We start from the raw sequence: 18,702 nt of genomic DNA, 5'->3' as shown, positions 1-18,702 counted from the left end.
GCGAGGCTACTTTTGTTTCTAGGAAAACCTTTGCTCGTTTCAACTCGCATGTACTATGAAGACCCGCTTTACAGCGCCGTGGAACTTCCCGAAGCCATTGCTGCTCTATTGCGCACGCCTCCCATGCAGCGCCTGCGTGGGATTCACCAAGGTGGGGCTATTGTGCTGGCTAACCCAGCTATCAACCACACGCGCTTTGATCATTCGGTTGGCGTGATGGTGTTAATCCGTCGCTTGGACGGCAGTTTGTGGAAACAGCTAGCAGGTTTACTGCACGATGTATCACACATGGCTTTCTCGCACTTAATTGATTATGTGCTTGATTACGCTGAAGAAGACTACCACGAACAGCGCTATGAGTAGGTTGTGGCACACCCAGCACTCCAGGCAGTGCTAGCCCGCCACCATTTTCACTACCGCGACTTTCTCGACCTTCACTCCTTCACTTTGCTTGAGCAGCCGCTACCCAACCTAGCGGCAGACCGCATTGATTATACCCTGCGTGACTTATATAAGCTAGGTGTACTAGCAAAGAGTGACATCGAGTGGTTTTTGGAGGGATTGCGCGTGCACGAAGGACGAATTGTTGTTGGCAGTGCCGCTCATGCGCGTTGGTTTAAGCTGCAGTACACCTACTTAACCGAACAATACTTTGCGGGGGCGCAAAACCAAGCAGCCAACCGCTTTCTACGCGCTCTGATCGAGCCTTATTACGAAGCGGGTCAATTGACCTTGGCCGATTTCGAGCAAGATGACGCGTATTTGCTCGGACGGCTGCGCGAAATCACGGGGCAACCGGTCACTGAGTTGTACAGTACTTGGATGCAATCTGAGCCACCGGACCTACCTCTTGCTCTCAAACCACGGTTCGTAGACCCGGAGATTTTGCTTGGCGAGAAGATAGTGCGCTTATCTGAACTTGGCGATGCTTATGCGTAGTAGTAAGCATGCCAGCTACACCTTTTTGCCTGCGGTACGCTATTAGCGGGTTAGCGGCGGAGAGTTATACTAAGTCGCCTAAGCTAAGTGTCTGATGCAGGGGGTGGTACCCGATTCTAATCCGCTGCAGGAGCCGCCTAAAACTCATGTTTTCTATGCTTCTCGCTGGCTACTGCGAACATTCAGTCAGGCAAAATGAATGGTTGTAGGATAACGATGAGCCTGTGCTTGTTATCAGCGTTTACTACTTCCCGAAAAACACAACCGTTGTGCTACTCTACTTGTAACGAGGCTGCCTCGCCCCGATGATCTTATTTTGAGAGCGACTTCAAGGGAAAGAGTATCCGGGTAAATAAAGTGTGGTACCGATTAGAGTACGGCTGCTACCCATTGCTTTTAGTAAGTACCGGTCAGCGGCCGTTTCATCATTAGGTCGGTTTGCTTTTCATCGCCTAGCGTAAACGTGTGCTTATCAAACTCGACGAAGCCGTTTTTCCGATAAAAGTGGATGGCTCTAGGATTTTCTTCCCATACCCCTAGCCACACGTAGTCGGCTCCGGCTTGCTGGGCTAGTTGCAGTGCCTTTTCATACAGCAGTTGCCCTACTTTCTGCCCGTGATAAGCTTGGAGCACGTAAATGCGCTCGATTTCAAGGGCGTGTTCATCTTTTATCTCGGTTTGCGCCAACCCGGTGTTTACCTTCAGATAGCCGATAACCGTGTGGTCTAGCTCCGCGAAGTAGAATGCCGAGTTAGGATCCTGTAGCTCAACTGTCAGCTTAGTTAGGGAAAATCTTTCTTCTAAATAAGCGTGCAGGTTCTGCTCGGAATTACTGGCGGCAAACGTCTCGGAAAACGTTTGGCGGCCAATTTGCCGCAGTTGGGTGACATCTTGTAAAGTGGCTTTCTTGAGAGTGATAGACTCCATGTTCAGGTGAGATGTTGGGTTTGCGTATTAGTATTGCTAAGTGCACTCCTGATCTTGGAAGCATCGGCAGGTTTGCTGCTAGTTGGGCAACGATCTGGTGGCCGCTATTTCATCTTGCTAGCTTTAAAGGTTACCAACCCTCTCCTTTTCTACTAATGACTTGATTTGGGGAGACTATCAGCCCTTCCTCTTCTTCTCACTTACGCATGACCCTTTCCGAAATCCTGCAAAGCACGTACCCGTTGCCGGGTGGCTCGCTCGATAAGATCCTAGTCTTGGCGGAGTATGTGGAATTGCCTAAGGGCACGGTCTTGTTCCGAGACGATACCGTGGCGCACTACATTTACGTGATGCAGCGGGGCCTGGCACGAGTATATGCCCGGCGGGCAGACCGGGAAGTAACTTTCTGGTTTTCAAGTGAGGGAGCCATACTGGTTTCAATTCGCGGCTACATCGAGCAGGCAGTTAGCTACGAAACCATTGAGCTGCTGGAAGATAGCAGCTTGTTTCGCCTCCCTATGCCCTCGCTCCGGCAGCTCTACCAGACCGATGTGCACTTAGCCAACTGGGGACGGGCCATGGTGGAACGCGCATGGGAGCGAACCGAGCAGCAACTCATTGCCCGGCAGTTCCGCACCGCTGAGGAGCGCTACGCGGACCTGCTTCAGCAAAACCCGCACTTGGTGCAACGCGTCGCGCTGGGTCACATCGCCTCTTACTTAGGCATCACTCAAGTAACGTTAAGTCGCGTCCGTGCCAAGCGCAAGTAAGCGCAACCTACCTAAGGCGAAACCGCCTTCAAGCCTAGTACAGACCCAATCAGGGTGGAGAGGAAGAACAGACGCGGCCCAGTCAGTGGGTTCCCAAACACGAGAACGCACAATCCAAGCCCTAATGCCCGTCCAGACTGCGTACGCGGTACCCAAGGGTAGCTGGCCTAAGCTGAAATGGAGTACATAGAGTCTCAGGGCCATACAGCCGGCGAAGGTCGCGTACCAGTTGCTGGCCACAGGGCCCGTAGTTAGTTTGTCTTTGCCCAGGCAACAAGCAAATGCGACTTCGGCCAAACCGGCCAATATTAGAAACAACCAGTGCATAGCGCAAACGAAATGTGTGCTAGCAAAGGTCCGGGCGCCGCGGCCCGTTTCTTTTTACCGATGTTAAAAACGGTTCATTTGAAAGCTCGTGCCTCCACCGTTTTCGCTATCAAACGCTTCTCTGGAAGTGCCAAGCCGCAGCAAATAAATCGGCACTACGATTTTAATCGGCTTCAGAAAACTAGATAATGACTGGCAGACCCAATATGGCCACCCTGAACTAAGAGGCCGGGGAAGCGTCAGCTTTTTCGTACAGCTCAACTTCCACTAATAAAAAACGCCGGTTATGGCTTAGGAGGGCTACTATTTGCTTTAACGAGTTGGCCGTTGACTTGCACGTTCTGCAAAACCATACCCTGTTCGTGGTCGATTTGCAATGGCTGGTCAACGCTACGGATTGTGCAGTTGACCATTCTAAGGTTCTTCACCGGGGATTCTTTATAGGCATTTACAAACACGCCGTATTGCCCGCCGTCGGTCACGTCCAAGTTTTCCACCCAGATGTTGCGGACGGTTGGCAGGTAGTTACCGGGCTTCTCGTAGAACATGGTGCAGTGTACAGCCGCAGTTTTATAGGTGCCCACCTTAATGTCTTTCAAGAAAATGTTTTCGATAATGCCGCCCCGGGAGGAACTGGTTTTAATCCGTAAAATGATGTCCAGGTCGGGGCTGCTCATGTTGCAGTTAAGGGCGTAGATATTGCGCGCGCCCCCAGCAATTTCGCTGCCCAGCACTACGCCCCCGTGCCCGTCTTTCATTTCGCAGCCTTCGATGATGTGGTTTTCCGCCGGCTTGCCGGGGCCCCGGCCATCCTCGTCGCGGCCCGACTTGATGGCAATGCAGTCATCTCCGGTATCGAAGTAGCAGTCTTTGATGAGCACGTTTTTGCAGGCATCTGGGTCGCAACCGTCCGTGTTGGGGCCGTGGGAGGCGATGCGCACCTTCTCGACCGTCACGTTCTCGCACATCACCGGGCTGATAAACCACATCGGTGATTCAATGAGCTTGACGCCAGAAATCAGCAGGTTTTTGCAGTTGTACGGCTGGATCATGTACGGCCGTAAGTAGTGGCCTTCCCCGAAAATGCGTTTGCGCGGATCCACTTTCTGGCGCATCAATACGTGCAAACTGTCACGGGCCTTGGTTTGGTTGGGCGTGCCCGTTTTCCAGCCGTACTGCTCCCGGCCCTTCCAAGGCCACCAATGCTCTTTATCGGCGTTGCCGTCTAGGGTGCCACTGCCAGTAATGGCAATGTTGCTTTCATTGTAGGCATAAATCTGGGGTGAGTAGTTCATGCAGTCCATGCCTTCCCAGCGCACGAGCACCAACGGATAGTCTTTGGGGTTGCGACTGAAAACAATCGTAGCTTGCGCGTGCAGATTCAGATTGACATTGCTTTTCAGATAGATAGGCCCAGTCAAGAACCGACCAGCTGGTACCACCACTCTTCCACCACCCCCGGCGTTGCAGGCGGTAACAGCTTTCCGAAAAGCCTCGGTGTTATCAGTTACACCATCCCCTTTAGCGCCAAAATCAACTAGAGTATAGTCCTTGTTTTTAAATACAGGGGCTTTGATCAGCTTTCGCAGACGCTCTATTTCCTGTAGCGGCTGGCTGGCCGACGTCCACACAGTTGGCGCGTCTTTGGGGTCCAGGCCGGAAGTAGAAAGATGCCCGTAACTAAGACCAGGATTTTGGCGAGGTGATGGTTGAAGTTCATAGCGTAAAGCAAACGAATTAAGATCATGCTACCACAGCCAATTGGTTCCACGCTGGCTTTCAACAAGGAATACGAGGTCTATGCCTTTTTGCATTAACGCTCTTGCTTGTTGCTTTCACAGCTTGACTCTTGCATAGGCTGATATAGCACCCGGCCACAAGGACAGTTCCTGTCTCCAATTATAGAGCCCTAACCTGTCCGAAATTCAGCTAGAAACGGCTCCTCAACTCCTCTTATCTAGCTGATTTCCGACCACGATAATATGGCAGGTAAATCAACCAGAACCCGCCTACTCTAAGGCTTCCTGTACTGTTGCAACAACGCTTAATTAGCAGCTATTGCCGCTTGGTTTCTTAGCAATTATTAGTAAAATTATGATGTTCCCGGTTCAAGCCGAAAAACTTGTAATCACTTGATAATAAGCAATTATTATAGTAAAATCATCAGTTAAGCCGGTGTTTTGTCAATCATGAATCACAACAGTAAGCCTAAACAAATTAGTTGCTTGACAGTTAGCCCGTTCACTGATTCACAGCCGGAATTTCACTCAATTTTTATTGTTGTTAGCATGTCCCAAGCCTTCCCGAATACCTCTTTCGGCTCTGCTGCCTTAACCACCGAATCTCAGCACGCTGCGCGCCTAGGCGTAGCTATTGTTGGGCTTGGCGGGGCAGTAGCCACCACTGCCGTTGCTGGCGCTTCTCTGCTGCGTGCCGGGGCTATGGATACCACTGGTCTACCCTTGGCGACCTTACCGGATGCCCTTACCGACCAGTTGGTGCGTTATGAAAACCTGGTATTTGGCGGCTGGGACTTATGCCCCGATGATTTAGCTGTGGCTGCTCGTCAGCATCGGGTGCTGGAGCCACACCAACTCGCCGCTGTTGAAGGTGAGCTAAGCGCCCTGCGCCCTTGGCCGGCCGTGGGCAACGTGCGCTTCTGCCGCAACGTAACCGGGCAGCATTTATTGGCTGTGCAGTCGCATGCAGCGGCTGTGGAAGCCATTCGTGCCGACTTGCAGCGCTTCCGCACCGAGCAGAATCTCGACCGGCTAGTGGTCATCAACCTTGCTTCAACCGAGGCCATGCCCGACTTGACCTTGCCGCAGTTCATCACACCAGAGGCGTTTGAGGCCGCCGTGCAAGCCGACGACGCGCAAATTCCGCCGGCTATGCTTTACGCTTACGCCGCCATTTTGGAAGACGTGCCCTACGTCAACTTTACGCCTTCTTGCGCCGCCGACGCGCCCGCCTTGGTGCGCCTAGCCGAGCAGCGTGGGGTGCCTGTAGCGGGTAAGGACGGCAAAACCGGCCAGACGTTTATGAAAACTGTGCTGGCCCCAGCCCTGCACGCCCGTAACCTGCACATCGACGGCTGGTTTTCAACCAACATCCTTGGCAACCGCGACGGCTTAGCTTTGGACAACCCAGAGTCGTTGGCTTCGAAACTCACGACTAAGGGTTCGGTGCTCGATCAGATTGTAGGGTACAAGGTAGACAGCCACGTAGTGCACATCCACTACTACAAACCCCGCGGCGACAACAAGGAAGCCTGGGACAACATCGATGTCGAAGGTTTCCTGGGGCAGAAAATGCAAATCAAGGTGAACTTCCTCTGCCGCGACTCTATTCTGGCCGCCCCGCTAGCGCTGGAACTAGCTCGCTTGGCTGATTTGGCTAAGCGTCGGCAAGAAGGCGGCGTAGCGCACGCGCTAGGCGTATTCTTTAAGTCGCCAATGGTACCTGAGCCTGATATGGTGCCCATACATGGCTTCGAGCAGCAGCAAGCTATTTTGTTGGAGTGGTTGGCGGCGGGCACTTCGGCTGCTGCACCCCAGTCCGCCGAAATAGGGCAAGGAGCTAGTGCTCCTGCCTTGGCTTCGTTTAGTCCCGATGCCCCCGCTGTTTAGCTAGTGCTGACTTCTACAACTCTTAGCGCCCCGGCTAGGCCGGAGGCACTAACCGAGCTGGCCGATTTGTTGCCCTTGCTGCGCGAGCTCAATGACTTGAAGAGGGGACGTGTAGCCGGCCGTGAGGGCTCGTTGACCGAGCAGTTGTTTGCCCGCGCTTGGGCGGCACTAGTGGCGGGCCACAACCCAACCACCGTAGCCCTGCGCGAAACAGCGTGGGCGCTGACCGGCTTGCGCCTGCCGGGCTACGACGAGCCATTGCTCACCAGTCTGGATTTAACGCCTGCCGAAGCCACCCAGACACTACATAGTGCTCTACGCGACGCAGCCAAGCCGTTGGCCGAGGAGTTGATAGCTAGTGTCACGCAGGGAGCTGATTTTCAAACCACTTCCCTAGCCGCGCCGTTGCCAGCCTTTGTAGGGCAATTGGCACAGCAGCCACGGGCTGGGGCAACCCATCCGGGACAACCGCGCATTATGCTGTGGCCCCCCGAAAGCCACGCCGACCACTGTGCACTGGTAGCTGTGTACGGGGTGCTGCTTAGCCCGACGTTTGGGGCTGACCCAGGCGAGGCTTTTCTGACTGGCCTTGCCCACCACTTACACAACGCCGCGTTGCCCGACCCCGGCTACGCCGGCGACGAGTTGCTAGGCACCCGCTTGCCAGGCCTGATGGCCCGAGCCACTGCGCAGGCGCTAGAGCAATTGCCCGAAGGGGTACGCCCGGTGGTAACGGCTGCCCTCGACCGCACCCGTGTGGTGGACGCGCCCGCTGCTCGTGCGTTTCACGCCGCCGACGTGTTCGACCGGGTGCTAGAAATGGCTTGGCACGACCAGAGTGCCCAGTTTCGCTTGCACCAAGCGCTCGGTGATTTAAACATTGTGCACGCGGGCTTCACGCAGCAGTTTCACCAGCAGGTGCTGACGGCCGCCGGGCTGCTGCCGGTAACCTAACCAACCGCCCGCGCCGGAGTCACGCTTGGGCGCGGGCGGTTTATTTTCCAATCACCAGTATGTTTGACCCTACTTCAACGTTGGTCAACTGGGGCATTGTGGGCTGTGGCTGGGTCACCCGTGACTACGTGGCCCCAGCTATTGCGGCCTCCGCTAATGGCCGGTTGCTGGCCCTTTGCGACCTGAGCGAGGCAGCACTAGCCGCCGTGCAGCCTGCCGATGCCACCTTACACCGCACCACCAGCCTAGCTGATTTCTTGCAAACGTCGGGCTTACAAGCTGTGTACGTCGCCACCCCCAATGCCCACCACGCAACTGTGGTGCAGGAATTGGCGGCGGCTGGGTTACCGGTGCTCTGCGAAAAACCTTTGGCCCGGACTGCCACCGAAGCTGCTGGCATGGTGGCCGCGGCCGAAGCAACTGGCACCCTGCTCGCTACCGCCTTCGACCAGCGCTTTCACCCCGCCCACGTGCGCCTCCGTGAGCTGATTCAGACTGGCGCGCTAGGTCGCGTAACTTGTGTGCGCATTCACTACGCCTGCTGGACGCCCGCTGACTGGACACCCGACTCGGACCGGGGCACCTACCAAAATTGGCGCATCTCGGCCGAGCAGGCCGGCGGTGGAGCTATGATTGACTTGGCCCCCATGGCTTGGATTTAACCCAAACCCTGCTCGGCGAGCCGCTCACGACCGTTGCGGCCCTCACCCAGCGCCGCATCCACGACTATCCGGTGGACGACGGGGCCGTGCTTATCGGGCAAACGACCAGTGGGGTACTGCTCTCGCACACAGTAGCTTACAACTGCCGTGACCAGTTCCCGCGTCGCACTCTAGAAGTCATTGGCGACCAGGGCCGGGCGTTGGCCTTGAACACAATGGGCCAAACCCCCGGCGGCACGCTTACCCTAACCCGCGTCGACGGCACAGTAGAGGAAATCGACTTCGATCAGCAGGCCTCACCTTTCCAGCGGCAGGTAGAAGCATTTGCCGAGGCGGTGCGCCGGGAGCAGCCGTTTCCTTTCCCACCTGCTGGCGACCTGCACACCATGCGTCTGCTTGACTTGGCCGCCGCTCGCAGTGAGGAGTTGCAGGCCATACAACAGTAACCGACAACCTGCGCATGATGCTTCACTACGTTTGCGAAAACTGCGGCTTCTGGCAGCGCTACTTCGCGCCCAGGCCACCCAACTGCCTGGTGTGCTGCGACTACCGGCACCCGTTGCCGCCGGCTGGCTGGCAGTTCAGGAGTTTGGCGGAGGTAGCAGCCCGGCTTGCTACGCGTTGGGTTGAGGTGCTGCCCGGCATTTGGCAATTCTGGAACGAGCCCACGGTGGGCATCGGCCCCCGGGGCTACTTGATTGTGGACGCCGAGCGCGGCAACGTGTCCTTTGAAGGAGCTGGCTACTACGACTCGGCGGCACTGGACTTTATCGACTCCCTAGGTGGAATTCGGTATTTGTCGGCCTCGCACTGCCACGTGTTTGGGGCGCTCTGGCAACTAGTGGAGGCTTTCGCGCCCGAGGTGGTGATGCAGCAAGATGAGCTGCCTTTCTGCCAAGCGTTTCAAGTAAGCTGGCCCTACGAGGATCGGGCCGAGCTGCACCCAGGCGCGGTGCTCTACCACACCGGCCGTCACACGCCGGGCCACGCTGTTCTGCATTTACCCAAGCATCAACTGCTCTGCTGCGGCGACGCGCTGAAGTTCAAGCTCGACGCGCAGGGGCAAGCCACCCACATCAGCACCCACCGAGCCTACGACGCCCACATTCCGCTTTCGCATGGCGACGTGCGTCACTACCAGGCCGTGTTACTGCCGTTGGATTTCGACGGGGTGCTCACGCCCTGGGAGCCAGTACCGCAGGGCGGCAAAGCGGCAGCCACTCAGCTATTTGCTGCGCAATTGGCCGGCCGACCGTTCGCTGATTTTTTACCTATCCGTTCTTACGTATGACCCACCCACAAACCGACCCCACTCCCGTGGCGCTGTACAAAAGCGCGTTGCCGGCCGAACCAGTGTACGAGATTCCCCTCACTGGCCTCGATTACCTCGACGTGCCCGTGTGGAGTTTAGCGCAGTGGTTGCCCGGTGGGATGAGCACCGGCACCGGCTACGGCGCAACCGACGAGCAGGCGCGCACTGGGGCTTACGGCGAAATCACCGAGGAAACTTTTGTCAACCTCTACCTGACGCAAATGCCGCGCCGCCGGGCCTCGTACCGGCAGTTGCAGGCCGAGGGCGCCAACTGTCTCGACCCGCTGCGCGACCGTTTGCCGGCCGGCACCACGTATACCCCCGACACGGAGTTGGTTTGGACCCAGGCCCACACGTACCCGACCAACGAGTTGCTGTGGGTGCCCATCGAAACGGCTGCCACCTGGCCCGGCGATTGGCACGGACAAGAGCAGCACGAGTGGCTTTACACGCCCATCACCAACGGCATGGGCGCGGGCGAGTCACTGGAGCGGGCGCTTTCGCACGGCCTGCTGGAATTGCTTCAGCGCGACGGCAATGCCATCAGCTACCGCGCCCTCGACCAAGGCGTCCGCATCGAACTTGATGACGTGCGCGACCCCGCCACCCGCGCGCTGCTACACCGCTACGACGAGGCCGGGTTGGAAATCCAGGTGAAGCTGGCTTCCACCGATTTCGGTATCACCAGCCTCTACGTGGTAGGCTACGAACGCGACCTGAGCCGGGTGCCCCACGCGCTGATGCTAACCGGCTGCGGTGAGGCCGCCCACCCGGACCGCGAGGTGGCGCTGGCCAAAGCGCTGCGCGAATTTGCTTCCAGCCGGGTGCGCAAGCGCTTCGAGCACGGCGAGGTGGCTTGGCTGGAAACCGTGGCTCCTGAGTACCTAGCCAAAGTGCGGCATGACCCACCTGTGCTAGCCAATCAGGAGCCCCGGGCCGCCGCCGCCATGCGCCAGTGGCTGGATTTAAGTCCAGTCGAGCTGTTTGACCGGGTGAAGAACTCGGTGTTTCGCGTTGAGCGAACGGTGAAGTTCTCCGAGCTGCTCACTGTGGCGCCCAACTCGCTGGCTACGCCGGCCGACTTGCTGCGCGTGGTGCACGAGCGCCTGGCAGCGGCCGGTTTAAGTATCTACTACGTGGAGTTTACGGACCCGACCGGGCCGGTGCGCACGCTCAAGGCCATTGTGCCCGAGCTGGAAGTGGAAACCATGACTTACGACCGTATTGGCCGCCGCAACCTTGAAAAGCTGTTGGCCCGCCAAAGCCCATTGGTGGGGTTGGGTACTCCGCCGCCCGGCGCGCAACCGGTGCCCCTGCCTGCTGCCGACGAGGCTGCCCTTGGCGGGCCAGCCTGGTTCAATACCACCTTGGCCCGCGAGCAAGTGGGGGAGCTATATGCCCTTTACCGTGAGCCAGAGCGCCACGTTTATCAGGTGGGTGCCGACGCGCCGGCCGCAACCACTCCCGCCCATGTCTGAGTTACTACCAACCCGGTCGGCACCCGATTCCGCGCACCGCCTGCGCTATGCCTACAACACCAATGGGGCCAGCAACCACCGCCTCGATGACGCATTAGTGCTTATTGCTGAAGCCGGCTACGACGGGGTGGCCCTCACCCTCGATCATCACCATCACGACCCTTTCGCACCCGATGCAACCGGCCGCAACGCCCAATTGGCCGCCCGGCTACGCGAGTTGGGCTTGGGTTTGGTGGTGGAAACCGGGGCCCGCTATTTGCTCGATCCGCGCCAGAAGCACGAGCCTACGTTGCTTACGCCGAGTTCCGCCGGCCGGGCGCGGCGAGTGGAATTTCTAATCCGCTGCCTCGACGTATGCGCCGCCGCTGAAGGCGAAACCGTCTCGTTCTGGGCGGGCGTACCCCAACCGGGTGTAGCCTCGGGCCAGGCCTGGGACTGGCTGCTCGAAGGAGTGCACCAAGTAGCCGCCGCCGCCCGCGAACGGGGTGTGGTTGCCTCGCTGGAGCCCGAGCCCGGCATGCTAGTTGAAACCGTGGACGACTACTGTCGCGTGCAAGCGGCCGTGCCCGACCTGCGTCTAGCCCTCGATACCGGCCACCTACTCGTAACAAACGAGCGGCCGCCGGCCACTGCTGTACGCGAGTTTGCTTCGCAGCTTGGGACCGTAGCGCTCGAAGATATGCGCCGCGGCGTGCACGAGCACCTGCCCTTCGGGGAGGGCGACATGGACGTGCCGGCTGTGCTAAGCGCCCTGCACGAAATCCGCTTTGCGGGGTTGGTATGCGTCGAACTATCGCGCGAGTCGCCCCGTGCCCATACTATGATTCCGCAGGCCCTAACCTACTTGCGCCAGGCTGAGCGCCAGCTGTTTTCTGTATGAAAGTCTGCTTTATTTCCCGCCGCTACTTCCCGGCCATTTCGGGCATGAGCGTATACGCGCAAAACTTGCTGCGCGAGTTGGTAGCGCTGGGCCACCAGGTAACGATGGTGTCGCAGTACCGGGGCGACGTGCTGGGCCGCGGCGTGTACGGCGGCGGCCCTCCCCCACCGGTGCCCGGCGTGCGGGTGGTAGGGCTCGAAGCCCATGGCGAGCAGAACGGGGGCCGTTTCGAGGACGATGTGCAAGCCATTGTGGACACGGTAACGCAGCTACACACCGAGCAGCCGTTTGACTTATTGCACGCGCAGTATGGCTACCCGCCTGGGCTTGCTGCCTTACAACTGAGCCGGCTGCTGGGGTTGCCTACGGTAGTCAGCATTCAGGGCGGCGACGGGCACTGGGTAGGAGTGGAATGCTGTGGCACCCACCAACGGGCCATTCGAACGGTGCTCGACCACGCCGGGGCAGTACTTATCGGTTGCCAAAGCTTTGCCGATGAGGTAATTGGTCACCACGGCACCGACCCGGCCCGTTTTACGCTGGTGCCCGGCGCAGTGGATGTGGGCCGTTTTCACCCCCGGGCAAGCTGGCAGGCCGGACAGTGGGCCGATGCTGCCTACCCCACCCTGCTTTACCACGGCCGCGTGGATCGGCGCAAGGGTGTGCTGGACTTGCTCGATGCCTTTGCTCAGCTAGCGCCAACCCGCCCCGCGTTGCGCATGATTGTATCTGGCATTGGGCCCGATGTAGAGGAAGTGCGCCGCCGCGTAACGGCCGCGCCCTGGGGCGAGCAAGTTGAGTTGGCGGGCTACGTCGAGTACGAGCAAGTGCCACAGGTTTACCACCGGGCCGATATTTTCGTGTCGCCAACGTATGCCGAGGGCTTTTCCAACACCATTCTGGAGGCTATGGCCAGTGGGTTACCCTGCGTGGCTGCCGAGGCCGTGGGGTAGTGGATTGCCTGCGCAATGACGACAATGGCCTGCTCGTGCCTCCCGGCGACGTTCCCGCCCTCACCGCTGCTCTGGCTCGCATCCTCGACGACGCGCCCTTGCGCACCCGCCTAGCCCAGACCGCCTTACAAGAGGTACGCACCACGTACGCCTGGCCCATCATCGGCCGCCAGATAGACGATGTGTACCGCCAACTAGTCGATAAGGCTCCTGACCTAACTTGGGTTGAAGACAAGGCTGCTCCCGACCCGTGCCGTTACCGCGAAGCACCGCACTTGTTATAGGTAGCGGCAGTTTAGCTTGCTTAACTTCTCATACTCCTTTATGCCTACCGCGCTATTTATCTCGCCTCACCTCGACGACGTGGCCTTTTCCTGCGGGGGCACTTTTGCCACGCTCGCGCAGGCCGGCTGGCAATGCGTGCTCCTGACCGTATTCACCCGCTCAGTACCCAACCCTACCGGCTTCGCGCTAGCCTGCCAAACCGACAAGGGACTAGTGCCAGAGGTAGATTACTTAGCTCTGCGCCGAGCCGAAGACACCGCCGCCGCTCAGTGCCTGGGCGCAATTGCCGTACGATGGCTGGATTTGCCGGAGGCCCCGCACCGCGGCTACCACAGCCCGGCCGCCCTGTTTGCCGAACCGCTGCCCACCGACGACGTGGTTGAAGACTTGGTGCCGATACTCACGGCCGAGTTAGCGAGTACTGTTCCACAATTGGTGTTTGTTCCGCAAGGCTTAGGCCAGCACATCGACCACCGCCGGGTAATGCAAGCCCTACAAGTGGTCGGGCTGCCCACCTTGCCCATACTGTGGTATCGCGACACCCCCTACATCATTCGGCAGCCCGACGCCGAGCCCGCGCCAGAGCTGCCTACCGGCCTCGTTAAGGTGGCCATGCCGCTGTCCACCGTAGCATTGAAAGCCAAGGTAGCGGCTGCGCAGGCGTATGCGTCACAAATCGATTTTCAGTTCGGGGGCGCCGACCAAACGCGAGTTAAACTTGCGCAACTAGCGGCCGCCGAAGGGCAAGCCGCTGGATTGGAGCAAGTGGCCGAGCGATTCGCGGTGGCACCCGTCCATGCGGATGCGCTGCCCAGTGGCATGGTCCGGGGCAACTAGAGTGGCATAAACCTTACTTGAAGCTCACTTCCACGCTGACGTTCATCTGCTTACTTCGCTAGTCTGCGGCAAAGGCCAGAACTTAACTCAGCGCAGTAGAAACAAATCATCGAGTCCTACGGGCCGACGGCTAGTGTAGCCTTCTGCAAACCGAGCCCCGATGTAGCTGCCCAGCTCCTGGTTGCGGGCTTCGAGGACCCGTAGAAAATCCGGGTTGGAAATATAGGTACTGGCCTCGTCAGTGGTGTATGCGGGGTGGTAGAACTGACTGCGGAAGGCGGTGAGAGCGGCCAGCTTCTGCTCCCAGAAAGCCGAGATATCCACCACAATATACGGCCGGACATAGCTATGGTGAATGGCCTGGAGCAGCAGACGGGGCCGCCAGGGAGCCTGGGGTTTTCCGGCCCACTCCGTTTGGACTTTGGGCAAACCGGCCAGAAAGGCGGCGTCGTGCACAAGGTCGGCGGCGCGGCCGTGGTCGGGGTGCCGGTCGATGTTGGGATTGGTTAAAATCAGTTCCGGCTGAAAGCGGCGAATGACCTCGATGATGCGGCGCTGGTGGTCTTCGTCGTTGCGAAAAAACCCGTCCCGCATCCGTAGGTTTTCCCGCACGTGCAGCTTCAGGATACGGGCGGCTTCGGCGGCTTCCTGGTCGCGCAATTCCGCCGAACCGCGGGTTCCTAGCTCGCCCCGAGTCAGGTCGACTACCCCCACGCGCCTACCGGCGGTGCTGTAGCGTAGCAATGTGCCGGCGCAGCCTAACTCGGCATCGTCGGGGTGAGCAGCCAGCATCAGTAAATCGAGCTTTAAAGCTTCGGCCATGGATAAGTGAATACGAATAGTTATTTACCGACCCGGCTGCCCGGCTGCACTTCCAACAGCTGATTGTTGCGCACATCATACACGTAGCCAAACACCTGCACTTCCCCCGGAACGTGCGGGTGTAAGTCGATGCGGGCTAAATCAGCTGCTACTGCCGTCGTTAGATCCGAGAAAGAAGCAGGCGCGCCGCTTACAATGGTGGGCGCCTGGTCGGTGAGCACAGTAGCCAGGCTGGCGTCGGAAAGGCGAACCCCACAATCTGTGTGCTGGATCAAAAACCATTCGCGGGTGCCGAGCACCTGGTAGGAAAGAATAAGCGCCTGCAGGGTTTCCTCGGTAACGCGGCCCCCGGCATTACGCAGGACGTGGGCGCTACCCTCCGGCACGCCGAGCAGGCGCGTGGGGTCCAGGCGGGCATCCATGCAGGTAAGAATAGCAAAACGACGAGTGGCCAAGGCGAGTGCGTTGTGAAAAAGGAAGGGAAGTAGGGACGTTCGGGAAAGGAGAGGCAACACCAGCCCGTGCCGCGGCAAACACCGCAGGCGTTTGTGTGCAATTCTCTTACCTCACTCGGCGTACAAACAGTAACCTATTGTATCCCGATGAACTTGCTTGGGTCATGGCGTGCATGTGGCCGTATCCCGGACCAAAAGCTGGTGCTGATGGAGACAACGAAGCAGCAGCTCATCTGCCAGCACGCTGCCAGTTAAGCCATAATTAGTTAAGAAGGTAATACGGCGGGGTTAGCTGAAGCCACCCTGCCTTATGCGGCCAGTCCGGGGTTAGCGGAACAGTAAGGAAGCAATGAGCAGAGTGATGAAGATGTTGAATGTTTGCGCCAGTAGGAAGGCGTAGAGCGGCTTCTTGTTTTCGTGTTTGAATAGATCCTTGAAATTGGTTTCCAAGCCGATGCTGGTGAAGGCCAGCGCAAACCACCAGCCTTGCGCGCTTTTCAACCCACCTTTCACAGCATCAGTTGTTTCGGGAGATAGCACGAAGGAAAACAGCAAAGAAGCCGCCACGAAGCCCAGCACGAACTTGGGAAACCGCTCCCAGATCACGCCCAGCGTAGGCTTAGCGCCCGGCTCGGTAGCGTTGGGGTGCTGGGTATAAGTCCAGTACATGGAAATGGCAAAGGCCGCTACACCCAGCAACACGTTCTGCGAAAACTTAACAATAGTGCTGATTTTCAGGGCCGTTTCGCCCACCAGCGTACCCGAGGCCACCACCGCGCCCGTGGTATCGATGCTGCCGCCCAGCCAGGCCCCGGTAATTTCCTGCGACAGTCCTAGCCAATGGGCGGCGTAAGGCATGAGCAGCATCATGGGAATGGCCGTGATGAGTACCAGTGAAATAACGTAAGAAAGCTTTTTGCCGTCGCCCTTGATGGCGCCCGCCGTGGCAATGGCCGCCGACACCCCGCAGATAGACACGGCACTAGAAATCATCATAGTCAGTTCCTCGTCCACTTTCAGCTTGCGGCACAACCAGAATGCGAAGTACCACACCGAGAGCACCACTACCAGGGCCTGCACTAAACCAAGCGAGCCGGCTTTCAGAATATCGGTGAAAATGACGCTCGACCCCAGTAGCACCAACCCAATTTTCACGAACAGCTCGGTGCTGAGCGTAGCCCGCAGCCAGTCGGGCAGTCCGAACAAGTTGCCGATGAACAGGCCGGCTAGCAAGCTGAAAATAACGGCTTCCAGCCCCAGGTTGCGGGCTGTTTTGCTACCGGCAGCTATCAGCGCCACCAGCGTGAGCAGGTACACCACCGGAAAACCAAGGGCATAGCTCTTCAGGGAACGGTTGGTCAGCCAGGCCCCACGGCCCCCACCGCGGCCAGGTACACAAACTGCGTTAGAATAAGTTGCAGGTTGGCGGCGCTGAGTATTTTGCCGGTCAAATCGGCGGCGGACTCCCAATTGAATACCGGCACGGCAAACGGTAAACCCGACAGGGAAAGGCCAATAACTAAAGCTCCTAGCACGACAACCACCCAGTCTTCGTGCAAGCTGAAAGTGGATGGGGTGGAAGCGGTTTTAACGGCGGTTGACATACGCAGGAAAAGTCGAAGAAATGAGAATACAATAGAGACGAGTGGGTAGTCAGCCCGTGCGGGTCTGAGTTCACCTTGGCAACGTAAGCCGGTTTGCGCAGCACGCTCAGTACCGACCGGCCGACAACGTCGATTCTGACAACGTGTACTTACGGTCTACGCGGTCCAGCACCACGTAAAGGGAATCTTTGCGCTCGTTGAGCCCGCGCAAAACAATGTGCTTGCCGCCATCGGCGGTGGTGTAAGTTAGCGTCATTCGGTCGCGCTTTTCCGGTTTCTGCTCGGCCTTGATGCCCCGCTCCCGCCGAGTGCTCAGCGCCCGAGCGTCTATTTTACGGGTTTCATCCCCGATGCGCACCAAGGCGTCCGGGCTGATCCAGTTGGCCAAAGAGGCCTGATACTTAGCTTGCTGTTCAGTTTCTTTGCCTCCCACGTAGCTGCCGCCATAATCTCCGCCGTAGCCGTTGCTGTGGCCGGCCGGGATGCTGCTGCCGCGAACTTGCGCGGTGGCTTTTTCGGTGGGCTGACCCAGTTGGCGGCGTCCTCGTTGGTCTTTGCCAGTGCGCACCTTGCTTTGCAGGTAAAGCGTGAGAGTTTGCGGGTCGGCATCGTAGTAGAATACGCGCTGCCCGCCGGCCAGGCCGGTGGTTTCGAAGGTGCGGTTGATGTCGCGCATGGGCGAGCCGCCGCCGTTGGAGAGGTCGAGCTTGTGCGCCCGGTTCACTTTGTAGGTGAAGCTCGTCCACTTCTCGAACGTAACCTGCTGCCAGCGCACACTATCGAGCGGGGAATAGGGCAGCACCTGCCCGTTGAGGCGAAACTCCGATACGTTGTAGAGCCCACGCAGCTCGGCAATGCCCTTTTGGGCCGGCTGCTTGTACGGGTCGTACGTGAAGTTGAGATATTCCAAATAAGTTAGATACACCAGAAAAATACCGATGGTGGTTACTTTCAGCCCTAGGCGGGTGAAGCGCAGCCAAGTTGCCCGAAACGTGGGGTAGTAGTGCTGCGGCACCGTGTATCGCTCCCGGATCAGCAGGTTGTAGAGGTTGGGCACGTCCTGAATCATTAGGAAAGCGGCCAGGAGCACAAAGTAGGAGCTGTAGACGTGCACCCCACCGTCGTAGGCGAAGTTCACGAACACGATGTCGCCGAGGGCGCCAAGCAGCAGAGCCGCGCCCAGGAAAGTGGTGCGCCGGAAAAACAACATCACCCCCGCCAGCGTTTCCACCACACCCGTAAACACCTGGTACCAAGGCACGATACCGATTTGCAGCCAGAAGATTTTCTGGGCCGTCATGTCGCCAAAGTCGCTGTTCAGCAACCCAATGGATGGGTACGGCATTTGGGTCGGGAACACTTTGGTGAAGCCGAAGCCGATGATGCCAATACCCGCCCGAAAGCGCACAATCACGCGCAGCCAGTAGTAGAGCACGTCGTATTCCTCGCGTTTACGCTCAAGCAGCGTCCACACCAAACCTGCCAGCAAAGCAATACCAAGGGCAATAAACCACTTGTCATAGCCTAGCAAAGCGGGCGTGCCGTCTTCGGCGCCACCCCGAAGAAAAAGTGTGGGCGAAAAGCGGGCAATGTCGTACACGTCGCGGTAGTGACCGTGCAGCCAGTCGATGGTCAGCAGGTTTTTGTACCACCCGAAGTCGGTGGGTATGGACATCAGCACGAAAAACGGAAACGCCACCCGGAACAGCACGCGCTGCCAGGGTTTCCAGGGCCGCCGGGCCCCAGATGTCTGGGGCGGGTGGGGCGCGTACCCAGAGCAGCCAGCCGTGGCGAGCGGAACGGTTAGCCGGGGTTCGGCGATGAAAGAAGTGGTGGACATCAAAATAGCTGTTTCAAATGGAAGGATA

Annotated in this window: 14 protein-coding genes and 4 pseudogenes; 11 read left to right on the top strand and 7 right to left on the bottom strand. The window is 58.3% G+C overall.

Annotated features, from left to right (window positions below; genetic code table 11):
* The first annotated feature begins 30 nt into the window (after positions 1 to 30).
* Both MUN86_RS29180 and MUN86_RS29175 read left to right on the top strand, forming a co-directional pair.
* Complete coding sequence (locus MUN86_RS29180; protein WP_245127538.1) at positions 31 to 363, top strand: HD domain-containing protein; 333 nt, start codon at positions 31 to 33, stop codon at positions 361 to 363.
* Positions 364 to 366: 3 nt separating this feature from the next.
* Entirely contained in the window at positions 367 to 939 is a 573-nt protein-coding gene (locus MUN86_RS29175) for a hypothetical protein (RefSeq protein WP_245127537.1), read from the top strand.
* Between the two features lie 396 nt (positions 940 to 1,335).
* Here MUN86_RS29175 and MUN86_RS29170 read toward each other — a convergent pair whose 3' ends face one another.
* On the bottom strand, positions 1,336 to 1,866 hold the full coding sequence (locus MUN86_RS29170; RefSeq protein WP_245127536.1) for a GNAT family N-acetyltransferase: 531 nt from the start codon (positions 1,864 to 1,866) through the stop codon (positions 1,336 to 1,338).
* A gap of 206 nt (positions 1,867 to 2,072) precedes the next feature.
* On the opposite strand from MUN86_RS29170, the gene MUN86_RS29165 reads away from it, so the two are divergent.
* On the top strand, positions 2,073 to 2,636 hold the full coding sequence (locus tag MUN86_RS29165; RefSeq protein ID WP_245127535.1) for a Crp/Fnr family transcriptional regulator: 564 nt from the start codon (positions 2,073 to 2,075) through the stop codon (positions 2,634 to 2,636).
* 11 nt (positions 2,637 to 2,647) lie between these two features.
* Here MUN86_RS29165 and MUN86_RS29160 read toward each other — a convergent pair.
* A pseudogene (locus tag MUN86_RS29160) lies at positions 2,648 to 2,963 on the bottom strand (DMT family transporter).
* A 284-nt stretch (positions 2,964 to 3,247) separates the two neighbouring features.
* A complete protein-coding gene (locus tag MUN86_RS29155; protein ID WP_245127534.1) occupies positions 3,248 to 4,594 on the bottom strand; it encodes a glycoside hydrolase family 28 protein in 1,347 nt (448 codons plus the stop codon).
* 657 nt (positions 4,595 to 5,251) lie between these two features.
* Between MUN86_RS29155 and MUN86_RS29150 the strand changes: the two genes are divergently transcribed.
* From MUN86_RS29150 to MUN86_RS29115, 8 genes and pseudogenes are all read left to right on the top strand, one after another.
* Positions 5,252 to 6,592, top strand: coding sequence for an inositol-3-phosphate synthase (locus MUN86_RS29150; RefSeq protein WP_245127533.1), 1,341 nt, complete (start codon positions 5,252 to 5,254; stop codon positions 6,590 to 6,592).
* A 3-nt stretch (positions 6,593 to 6,595) separates the two neighbouring features.
* Entirely contained in the window at positions 6,596 to 7,546 is a 951-nt protein-coding gene (locus MUN86_RS29145) for an HD domain-containing protein (RefSeq protein ID WP_245127532.1), read from the top strand.
* A 59-nt stretch (positions 7,547 to 7,605) separates the two neighbouring features.
* Positions 7,606 to 8,654, top strand: a pseudogene (locus MUN86_RS32590) (Gfo/Idh/MocA family protein); the annotation flags it as partial.
* A gap of 14 nt (positions 8,655 to 8,668) precedes the next feature.
* Complete coding sequence (locus MUN86_RS29135) at positions 8,669 to 9,499, top strand: MBL fold metallo-hydrolase (RefSeq protein WP_245127531.1); 831 nt, start codon at positions 8,669 to 8,671, stop codon at positions 9,497 to 9,499.
* The gene (locus MUN86_RS29130) at positions 9,496 to 10,998 is read left to right on the top strand and encodes a YcaO-like family protein (RefSeq protein ID WP_245127530.1); all 1,503 of its coding nucleotides are present in this window, start codon (positions 9,496 to 9,498) and stop codon (positions 10,996 to 10,998) included. Before MUN86_RS29135 ends, MUN86_RS29130 begins: the two co-directional genes overlap by 4 nt.
* Positions 10,991 to 11,878 carry a sugar phosphate isomerase/epimerase family protein gene (locus MUN86_RS29125; RefSeq protein ID WP_245127529.1) on the top strand — a complete coding sequence of 296 codons (888 nt, stop codon included), beginning with the start codon at positions 10,991 to 10,993 and terminating at the stop codon, positions 11,876 to 11,878. The genes MUN86_RS29130 and MUN86_RS29125 overlap by 8 nt, the downstream gene beginning before the upstream one ends.
* Positions 11,875 to 13,115, top strand: a pseudogene (locus MUN86_RS29120) (glycosyltransferase family 4 protein). The gene MUN86_RS29125 and the pseudogene MUN86_RS29120 overlap by 4 nt, the downstream one beginning before the upstream one ends.
* A 40-nt stretch (positions 13,116 to 13,155) precedes the next feature.
* Complete coding sequence (locus tag MUN86_RS29115; RefSeq protein ID WP_245127528.1) at positions 13,156 to 13,953, top strand: PIG-L deacetylase family protein; 798 nt, start codon at positions 13,156 to 13,158, stop codon at positions 13,951 to 13,953.
* Between the two features lie 87 nt (positions 13,954 to 14,040).
* On the opposite strand, the gene bshB1 is transcribed toward MUN86_RS29115, so the two are convergent.
* The 4 genes and pseudogenes from bshB1 to MUN86_RS29095 all read right to left on the bottom strand — a co-directional run bounded on the left by bshB1 (position 14,041) and on the right by MUN86_RS29095 (position 18,674).
* Positions 14,041 to 14,775 carry a bacillithiol biosynthesis deacetylase BshB1 gene (gene bshB1 / locus MUN86_RS29110; RefSeq protein WP_245127527.1) on the bottom strand — a complete coding sequence of 245 codons (735 nt, stop codon included), beginning with the start codon at positions 14,773 to 14,775 and terminating at the stop codon, positions 14,041 to 14,043.
* A gap of 20 nt (positions 14,776 to 14,795) precedes the next feature.
* Positions 14,796 to 15,230: a beta-class carbonic anhydrase gene (locus MUN86_RS29105; RefSeq protein ID WP_245127526.1), complete on the bottom strand. Its 435-nt coding sequence runs from the start codon at positions 15,228 to 15,230 to the stop codon at positions 14,796 to 14,798.
* 327 nt (positions 15,231 to 15,557) lie between these two features.
* Positions 15,558 to 16,834: pseudogene (locus MUN86_RS29100) on the bottom strand (YeiH family protein).
* 106 nt (positions 16,835 to 16,940) lie between these two features.
* The gene (locus MUN86_RS29095; protein ID WP_245127525.1) at positions 16,941 to 18,674 is read right to left on the bottom strand and encodes a hypothetical protein; all 1,734 of its coding nucleotides are present in this window, start codon (positions 18,672 to 18,674) and stop codon (positions 16,941 to 16,943) included.
* Between the last annotated feature and the right edge of the window lie 28 nt (positions 18,675 to 18,702).

Origin of the sequence: Hymenobacter volaticus, assembly GCF_022921055.1 — a bacterium.
GTDB lineage: Bacteria > Bacteroidota > Bacteroidia > Cytophagales > Hymenobacteraceae > Hymenobacter > Hymenobacter volaticus.
The sequence above is the reverse complement of the archived record's forward strand: the minus strand, read 5'-3'. Positions and strand labels throughout refer to the sequence as shown.

What these genes read in the sequence shown, in the direction of transcription:
- MUN86_RS29170 (WP_245127536.1), bottom strand. Translation starts at nt 1,866, where the DNA reads ATGGAGTCTATCACTCTCAAGAAAGCCACTTTACAAGATGTCACCCAA.
- MUN86_RS29165 (WP_245127535.1), top strand. Translation starts at nt 2,073, where the DNA reads ATGACCCTTTCCGAAATCCTGCAAAGCACGTACCCGTTGCCGGGTGGC.
- MUN86_RS29150 (WP_245127533.1), top strand. Translation starts at nt 5,252, where the DNA reads ATGTCCCAAGCCTTCCCGAATACCTCTTTCGGCTCTGCTGCCTTAACC.
- MUN86_RS29135 (WP_245127531.1), top strand. Translation starts at nt 8,669, where the DNA reads ATGATGCTTCACTACGTTTGCGAAAACTGCGGCTTCTGGCAGCGCTAC.
- MUN86_RS29130 (WP_245127530.1), top strand. Translation starts at nt 9,496, where the DNA reads ATGACCCACCCACAAACCGACCCCACTCCCGTGGCGCTGTACAAAAGC.
- MUN86_RS29125 (WP_245127529.1), top strand. Translation starts at nt 10,991, where the DNA reads ATGTCTGAGTTACTACCAACCCGGTCGGCACCCGATTCCGCGCACCGC.
- MUN86_RS29115 (WP_245127528.1), top strand. Translation starts at nt 13,156, where the DNA reads ATGCCTACCGCGCTATTTATCTCGCCTCACCTCGACGACGTGGCCTTT.
- bshB1 (WP_245127527.1), bottom strand. Translation starts at nt 14,775, where the DNA reads ATGGCCGAAGCTTTAAAGCTCGATTTACTGATGCTGGCTGCTCACCCC.
- MUN86_RS29095 (WP_245127525.1), bottom strand. Translation starts at nt 18,674, where the DNA reads ATGTCCACCACTTCTTTCATCGCCGAACCCCGGCTAACCGTTCCGCTC.